This is a genomic window from Clostridium celatum, assembly GCF_021412605.1.
GTDB classification, from domain to species: domain Bacteria; phylum Bacillota; class Clostridia; order Clostridiales; family Clostridiaceae; genus Clostridium; species Clostridium celatum.
Genome location: NZ_JAJKGM010000073.1, coordinates 1 through 6,939, shown reverse-complemented (window position 1 = coordinate 6,939; position 6,939 = coordinate 1). Strand labels below are relative to the sequence as shown.

At 24.2% G+C, this 6,939-nt stretch carries 9 protein-coding genes; 4 read left to right on the top strand and 5 right to left on the bottom strand.

The window, feature by feature from the left end; translation table 11 throughout:
- The first annotated feature begins 80 nt into the window (after positions 1-80).
- Positions 81-305 carry a helix-turn-helix domain-containing protein gene (locus LPC13_RS16330; protein ID WP_005215258.1) on the top strand — a complete coding sequence of 75 codons (225 nt, stop codon included), beginning with the start codon at positions 81-83 and terminating at the stop codon, positions 303-305.
- Positions 306-338: 33 nt separating this feature from the next.
- Here LPC13_RS16330 and LPC13_RS16325 read toward each other — a convergent pair whose 3' ends face one another.
- The gene (locus tag LPC13_RS16325) at positions 339-1,250 is read right to left on the bottom strand and encodes a DUF4349 domain-containing protein (protein WP_005215256.1); all 912 of its coding nucleotides are present in this window, start codon (positions 1,248-1,250) and stop codon (positions 339-341) included.
- Positions 1,251-1,477: 227 nt separating this feature from the next.
- Here LPC13_RS16325 and ytaF point away from each other — a divergent pair, with 227 nt between their 5' ends.
- On the top strand, positions 1,478-2,101 hold the full coding sequence (gene ytaF / locus LPC13_RS16320) for a sporulation membrane protein YtaF (RefSeq protein WP_005215254.1): 624 nt from the start codon (positions 1,478-1,480) through the stop codon (positions 2,099-2,101).
- 128 nt (positions 2,102-2,229) lie between these two features.
- Here ytaF and LPC13_RS16315 read toward each other — a convergent pair whose 3' ends face one another.
- Positions 2,230-2,874, bottom strand: a complete 645-nt coding sequence (locus LPC13_RS16315) for a pentapeptide repeat-containing protein (RefSeq protein WP_040419983.1) — start codon at positions 2,872-2,874, stop codon at positions 2,230-2,232.
- Positions 2,875-3,027: 153 nt separating this feature from the next.
- Between LPC13_RS16315 and LPC13_RS16310 the strand changes: the two genes are divergently transcribed.
- Together LPC13_RS16310 and LPC13_RS16305 are read left to right on the top strand one after the other, a co-directional pair.
- On the top strand, positions 3,028-3,570 hold the full coding sequence (locus LPC13_RS16310) for an NADH peroxidase (RefSeq protein WP_005215250.1): 543 nt from the start codon (positions 3,028-3,030) through the stop codon (positions 3,568-3,570).
- Between the two features lie 27 nt (positions 3,571-3,597).
- Positions 3,598-3,915, top strand: a complete 318-nt coding sequence (locus tag LPC13_RS16305) for a DUF1540 domain-containing protein (protein ID WP_195245574.1) — start codon at positions 3,598-3,600, stop codon at positions 3,913-3,915.
- A gap of 112 nt (positions 3,916-4,027) precedes the next feature.
- On the opposite strand, the gene LPC13_RS16300 is transcribed toward LPC13_RS16305, so the two are convergent.
- The 3 genes from LPC13_RS16300 to truA form a co-directional block, all read right to left on the bottom strand.
- Positions 4,028-4,912: a tetratricopeptide repeat protein gene (locus LPC13_RS16300; RefSeq protein ID WP_040419982.1), complete on the bottom strand. Its 885-nt coding sequence runs from the start codon at positions 4,910-4,912 to the stop codon at positions 4,028-4,030.
- Positions 4,913-5,152: 240 nt separating this feature from the next.
- Positions 5,153-5,932, bottom strand: coding sequence for a PHP-associated domain-containing protein (locus tag LPC13_RS16295; protein ID WP_005215243.1), 780 nt, complete (start codon positions 5,930-5,932; stop codon positions 5,153-5,155).
- A gap of 168 nt (positions 5,933-6,100) precedes the next feature.
- Positions 6,101-6,850 (bottom strand): tRNA pseudouridine(38-40) synthase TruA, encoded by a 750-nt coding sequence (gene truA, locus LPC13_RS16290; RefSeq protein ID WP_040419985.1) that lies wholly within the window; start codon positions 6,848-6,850, stop codon positions 6,101-6,103.
- Positions 6,851-6,939: the final 89 nt, after the last annotated feature.

Here is a 6,939-nt window from a genome sequence, read left to right as displayed (position 1 = left end):
TCAATGTGAATTATTAGCTAGAAGTGCAGCATAAAAAAGTTTGACTTTTTGTGTCCAAAATATTGACATAAGACCATTTTATGAGATTTTTTAAGAAACATATAGGAATGACTTGTATTCAATATATTAATAATTATCGCTTAGAAAAAGCTTCTTTACTTCTAAATTCAACATCTAAGCCTATTATGGATATTTCTTTAGAGGTTGGATTTGATAATCTTTCATATTTTAATAAGCTTTTTAAAAATAAATATAACTTAACGCCAAAAGAATTTAGAAGCAATAAAAATAAAGTGTTCACTTAACTAAGTAAACACTTTATTTTTATTGCTTATTATTTAATTTTTTTTATTTTTCTTAATTATTTTAATAATTAAAATTAAAATTATAGTAATTATTGCTGCTATTATTAAAAATGGAATTGCTGCAACAAAAAATAAAACTATGTTTACCATAAATTCTTTTAAATTTTTAATAGAAGTGTTAAATGTATTAATAATTTCATCATTTAATGTTTTAGGTTCATTGATAATATCACTAATTTTATTTACTTCATAAATATAGAGATTTACAGTTGAAAGGTTTATTAAATCGTCCATTTTTTTTAGATATCCAGTTAAATATTCTATTTCATATCGAACTTCTGTTAATGCTTTTTCAACCTCTATAATATCATTAATATTGTTTGCTTTTTCTAAAATTTCTAAATAGCGCTTTTCTTGAGATTCTAAAACATCTAATCTTGCTTCTTTATCAAAGTAATCACTACTTACATCTTCACCATAAAGTCTTTTGTTTGTTACAACACCTAATTTTCCATAATCAGATAATATTGGTTCAAAATTATCATTTGGAACTCTAATAACAAATTCAGCTGTTCTATTATTTTTACAGTTATTACTATTTATACCATCTTGATATATATTAGATGATTCAATATAACCATTAAATTTCTTAATATACTCCTCTACTTTACTAATAACCTCATCAAAATTGTCTGTTTCTAAAGTAATATCAGCTTTTTTTATTATCTTTCTAGTATTTTCAATTATTATATTTTTCGTGCTACTATTTTCAGTATTAATTTCATAACTTTGAAAATCGTCAATATCCACTGATTGTGATTGGCTAAAACCACTATTAATATCTTCTATTTTAGCAGTTTCACTACTAGTATTTTCACTTTTACTAGCACATCCAACTAGAGTTGTTAAAGCTAGTATACAAATAATAAGTAAAATCTTTCTCATAATAGCCTCCTTGTTTTACCATAATTTACTTATTAGACTAAGACTTATTGATATTTGTTCCAAAAGCAAAAAATAATAAAATTAATTAGTTTTGTATATACAAAAAAATGTAATTACATTCATACATTAGATAAAAATTTAAGAGTAATATTAATATTTTGTCTAAGTAACTAACTTTTTGGCTTTGAATATACTATGTATTATAAGCATTATATAAGGAGCTACAAATGAATATAATTCCATCTATTTTATTGGCATTTTCAGCAAGTTTAGACAGTTTAATAATTGGAATTGCTTATGGAATAAAAAAAATAAGAATAGGTTTGTTAATTAATTTTATAATAGCCTTAATAGTTACATTTGGTACTTTTATATCTATGATTTTAGGAGCAGTAGTTAGTGAATTGATTCCGGCTATAATTACTAAATATATCGGCAGTATATTACTTATATGTATTGGAATTTGGATGTTGTTTGATTGTACTATAAGAGAAAAAATCAAAATAAAAAAAGAAAATAGTTCTAAAGAATTAATAGAATCTCTTTGTTATGATGAAATAATCATTAATGATAAGACTGCAGATACTAATGGATCTGGTAATATAGAAATTAAAGAAGCTATAACTTTAGCACTAGCTCTTAGTATAAATAACTTTGCTCTAGGACTTAGTGCCAGTATGTCTGGGCTTAGTGTTACAATTACTACAATATTTACTTTTTTATTTAGTATTTTAATATTAGTTATTGGATTAAAATTAGGAAATAGTGTTTTATCAAAAATATTTGGTAAATACTCTCCCGTTTTATCAGCTATTATTATTATTTTAATGGGAGTATTTCAATTGATTTAAATATTATTTTAATAGTGAAGAATTTAAGTTGTAAATAAAGTAAAACTGACAAATAAATATTTTAATGTTAGTAATTTATAAATTTAATTTGTCAGTTTTATTTTTATAATAAGTAAATCATATATAAATTATGAAATATTTTTTGATATAAGTTTTATTATGTAACTTATAGTATAGAAATCCCTATCTATTTGATCCTTTATTATTTCAAAACCTTTAACTAATTCCTCTTCAGTAAAGTTTTCTAAAAGAATCATTATAGTTAGAGTATTAATTCCACCATCTTTAGTATCAAAAATTCTTGAAGTTTTAACATATTTATTTTCAATTAAACTGCATAAAGCCTTACTTAGTTCTTCGCTTAATTCTAATTTTGGCATATCTTCAAAAATTCTTATTCCATTTATATCTTTTTTGAAATTTAAGGTTTTCTCAAGTTTGCAACCTAAAAATATAGTATTTTCAAATGTTGCATCTTTAAAATCTGCACCATCTAAATTAGCACCTTCAAAAATAGCATTTTTAAATTTAGCATTTTTAAATTTACTATTTTTTAGATTTGTTCCGATAAATTCTGTACCTTCAAAACTTCCTTTAATAAAGCTACAAGTTTTAAAATGAGCACCCCTAAAGCTTGCAAAATCAAATTTCGAATTCATAAAGTTACAATTGTAACAATTACTTCTTTTGAAGTTTTTATACATGAAGTTTTTATCTTTTTTTTCTATATTATTATAGTGAAAATTTTCGCTTGTTCCTTTATCCTTTGACATTCTTATCCCTCTTTCTTTATACGTATCTTTCATATGTTATATATTTTTCTAAAAAAAGTCAATAGATTATTTATACATATTTAATTATTATAGGGAAATAATATAAATGTTACTTTAGAGTATGTTAAATGTGTAAAAGGAGGTTTATATTTAATGAAAAAGTTTATTTGTACAGTATGTGGGTATGTTCATGAAGGAGATACTCCACCAGAAATATGCCCTATATGTAAGGCTCCAGCTAGTAAATTCGAAGAAATGGCAGGAGAATTAAAGTGGGCTGATGAACATCGAATCGGAATATGTGAAGGAATAGATCCTGAAATAATAGAAGGCTTAAGAGCTAACTTTATGGGTGAATGTACAGAAGTTGGAATGTATATTGCTATGTCTAGGCAAGCTGACCGTGAAGGATATCCCGAGGTAGCAGAAGCATATAAGAGAATTGCCTATGAAGAAGCTGATCATGCATCAAAATTTGCGGAAATATTAGGTGAAGTTGTAATGCCTAGTACCAAAGCAAATTTAAGTGCTAGAGTTGAAGCTGAATTTGGTGCTTGTGATGGTAAAAAGAAGCTTGCTACTTTAGCTAAACAAAATAATTTAGATGCCATTCATGATACTGTTCATGAAATGTGTAAAGATGAAGCAAGACATGGAAGAGCCTTTAAAGGGTTATTAGATAGATATTTTAACTAAATATATTTAAAGAAAGGGGACTTTTAAATGCCAAAAATAAATTGTGATGTAAATAATTGTTCACATAATAAATCTGGAGTTTGTTTTTCAAATCGTGTTGATATGGGTGGAATGACATCAGATAGTAGTTGTAATACTTGTTGTGGTTCGTTTTTAGATAAAAAATTATATAGTGATTTAACTAATAATACAAATTCATCTGGTTCATGTGATTGTTTAGTTTGTAAAGTAAGTAATTGTACACATAATGAAAATTCACTATGCAGTTTATCTTCAATAAATGTTAGTGGTTGCAATGCTAATATCTATACAGAAACTAATTGTGAAAGCTTTGAATCTAAGTAAAAAGTATATTTAAGATAATAAAATATTTAATTTGAAATAGCAATATAACATAAAAATGGCAATATAATATAAAAATATAGTATTCTTAATTATTTGCCATTTTTTATTCTAGTTAATTAATATTTTTTAGCTCATTAATCAAATTACTTATATCATTATTATCAATATTATAATCTAAACATTCTTCTAAATATTGAATTGCTTCCTCATTTCTCTCTTGTCTTATGAGTTCAAAAGCAAATTCCTCTAAAATCATATTATTTTCAGGATCTAATGCATTAGCTTGCATTAAATATGTTTCTATAACATCATAATTTTTTAGCTCTTTATTACAAACTGCAAGACCAAAATAATTTTCACCATCATTTGGATCTAATTCAAGAGCATAAGTGAAATATTCTATAGCTTTATTATAATTTCTTTTATAACTTTCATAGATTCCAAGTCCTGTATATGCTCTTGAATATGTAGGATTGCATTTTATTGCATCTTTAAAATACTTTTTAGCTTCTTCTGGATTATTTAAATCAATTAAATATGTCCAAGCAATAGCAGAATTAAGTTCACCAATTTGTGAGCTTTCATATCCATATGTATTTATGTATTCTTTACATCTATTTATTGCATCTTCGTATAACCCTTCTCTTATATCTAATTCTAAAAGTAATAAATTAGTATGATATTGTTCAGGTTCTATTTTTATTACTTTTTCTAGAGTTCTTCTACTTTCTACATAAAGCCCTAATTCAAGTAAAGCCTCTCCTTTTACATTATAGCCATAAACATAGTAATCACAACCAAGTTCAAATGCTAAATCTATGGCAGCAATTGCATCTTCAAAATTTCCTTGAAGTAAATAACTATGAGCTGTATATATTAAATACTCTGGATTTCCAGTTTTTTTAAAGCCATCATTACAATATTTAAAAGCTTCATTTAAGTCGCATTCTAAAATTTCATTAAATATTTCTTCTATATTTTCTTCCATGTAACACATAATTAACTCTTCCTTATCTTAATTTTATATTTATTTATTTTAACCATTTTATAGAAAATATAATATTTTTATTTCAAAATATATTATATTTTAAAGGTATATCTATATCAATAATTTAAATATAATAAAACTTATTTATTTCAAGAAAAAATAGATTATAAAAATTTAAAGCCTTTTAGTACTTTTAATTTTTACAATCTATTTTTAATGTTATAATTTATTCTATAAGTATATTTAATATTATAATCTAAAATTAGTGTTCTTATCGTAAGTAGAGGTTTTAATCAAATATCTTTTTAATATTTTAGATGAAAAGATTTTAAAGTTTAAAGATGAATTTATTTCAATTATATATTCATTACGTTTTATACAACCTTTTAAATCATTAATTGTAGAGCAGTCTTTATTTAATTTAGTATATATACCTCCTAATTGAATAGGAGTATGACTATCGCTACCAGTTATAACATTTAACCCTAATTTTGTTGATAAATTTATTATTTCATCTCTAGCTACACTTTCACCTTTTTTAAAGATATCTTTTCCATTAAAATCTAGAGCATCTAATCTTTTTAGCAATACTTCAGGCTGATTACATAATTTATGCCCTCTCCTACAAGGATGTGCCCCTATTTTTAAACAATCATATATATCAGCAATATCTAATAACTCCTCAAATTCAATAAAATTTTCTTTAGTTCTAAATTGTTCTAATTGATTATAAATACTTATAATACTTTCTCTATCTCCACAAATAATTACATGACCTTTGTTTTTTACACTTACCTCCATTGCTGGAAAAATAGAAATATTATCTACTATATATCTATCACCTTCATAAGTATAATTTTTTTCTAAGAAATCATAAATTACTACAAAATCTTTAGCGTTAAAGTGTTCAGAAAGAACTATTGCATCTATTCCATTATTTTTACAAAAGTATATTTCATTCATGAAGAATTCTTTATTAAAATCTTTTCTTTTACTTAATAAACCATGAACATGAAAGTCTATGTTCATATTGTTATCCCCATCCTTACTCAATATTATAAATATATAAGTATAATTAAAACTAACCTATATTATTAGTATATTAAAGTATATGGATTTATGTTATTTATAAAAAATATTTTAAAGGAAGTTATGTAGAATTATTTTTTATAATAACTTCCCAATTATATACCTATATTAATAATGAACTTCTTTCATACAAAGACCTTTTGCAGGTGCTTTCTCTGCAATATCACTTCTAGATTTTGCTTCTAATAAGTTTTTAATATCTATTATATCTATTTCACCTTTAGCAACCTTAATTAAAGTTCCACTTAAAATTCTAACCATATTTAATAAGAAACCATTTCCATTATATTCTATTTTAATTATATTATTATCTTCATAAATATTAATATAATTAATAGTCCTTATAGTTGATTTATTATGTTTTGCTTTTACTCCTGAAAAACTTCTGAAGTCATGTGTACCTATTAAAAGTTTGCTTGCTTCTTTCATTTTTTCAATATCTAACTTTCCTTCAACATGATAAGCATATTTTTTTAAAAATACATTTGCAAATTTATTATTATCGATTGTATATACATAAGTTTTAGATATTACATTTAGCCTTGAGTGAAATCTATCACTAGCTTCCCTTAAAGATGTTACAACTATATCGTCAGGTAAAAATTCATTTAAGTATTTAGACATATCAGAAAGTGTTTTGTTAGAATTTGTTTTAAAGTTTGCAGTATATTTATCAGCATGAACTCCAGTATCAGTTCTGCCACATCCTATAACTTGAATTTCTTCTCCAGTCATTTTAGATAATACATTTTCTATTTTACCTTGAATAGTTGAAACACTCTGACCTTTTATATTTTGTTTTTGCCATCCTTTGTATCTTGAACCATCATACTGTATTGTCATTCTTATATTTCTCATTTTTAATCTCTCTGGTCTTATGTCAATATTTTGGACACAAAAAGTCAAACTTTTTTATGCTGCACTTCTAGCTAATAATTCACATTGAT

Excerpts from the sequence above, each read along its gene's own strand:
- LPC13_RS16330 (WP_005215258.1), top strand. The coding sequence starts at position 81 with ATGAGATTTTTTAAGAAACATATAGGAATGACTTGTATTCAATATATT.
- LPC13_RS16325 (WP_005215256.1), bottom strand. The coding sequence starts at position 1,250 with ATGAGAAAGATTTTACTTATTATTTGTATACTAGCTTTAACAACTCTA.
- ytaF (WP_005215254.1), top strand. The coding sequence starts at position 1,478 with ATGAATATAATTCCATCTATTTTATTGGCATTTTCAGCAAGTTTAGAC.
- LPC13_RS16315 (WP_040419983.1), bottom strand. The coding sequence starts at position 2,874 with ATGTCAAAGGATAAAGGAACAAGCGAAAATTTTCACTATAATAATATA.
- LPC13_RS16310 (WP_005215250.1), top strand. The coding sequence starts at position 3,028 with ATGAAAAAGTTTATTTGTACAGTATGTGGGTATGTTCATGAAGGAGAT.
- LPC13_RS16305 (WP_195245574.1), top strand. The coding sequence starts at position 3,598 with ATGCCAAAAATAAATTGTGATGTAAATAATTGTTCACATAATAAATCT.
- LPC13_RS16300 (WP_040419982.1), bottom strand. The coding sequence starts at position 4,912 with ATGTGTTACATGGAAGAAAATATAGAAGAAATATTTAATGAAATTTTA.
- LPC13_RS16295 (WP_005215243.1), bottom strand. The coding sequence starts at position 5,932 with ATGAACATAGACTTTCATGTTCATGGTTTATTAAGTAAAAGAAAAGAT.
- truA (WP_040419985.1), bottom strand. The coding sequence starts at position 6,850 with ATGAGAAATATAAGAATGACAATACAGTATGATGGTTCAAGATACAAA.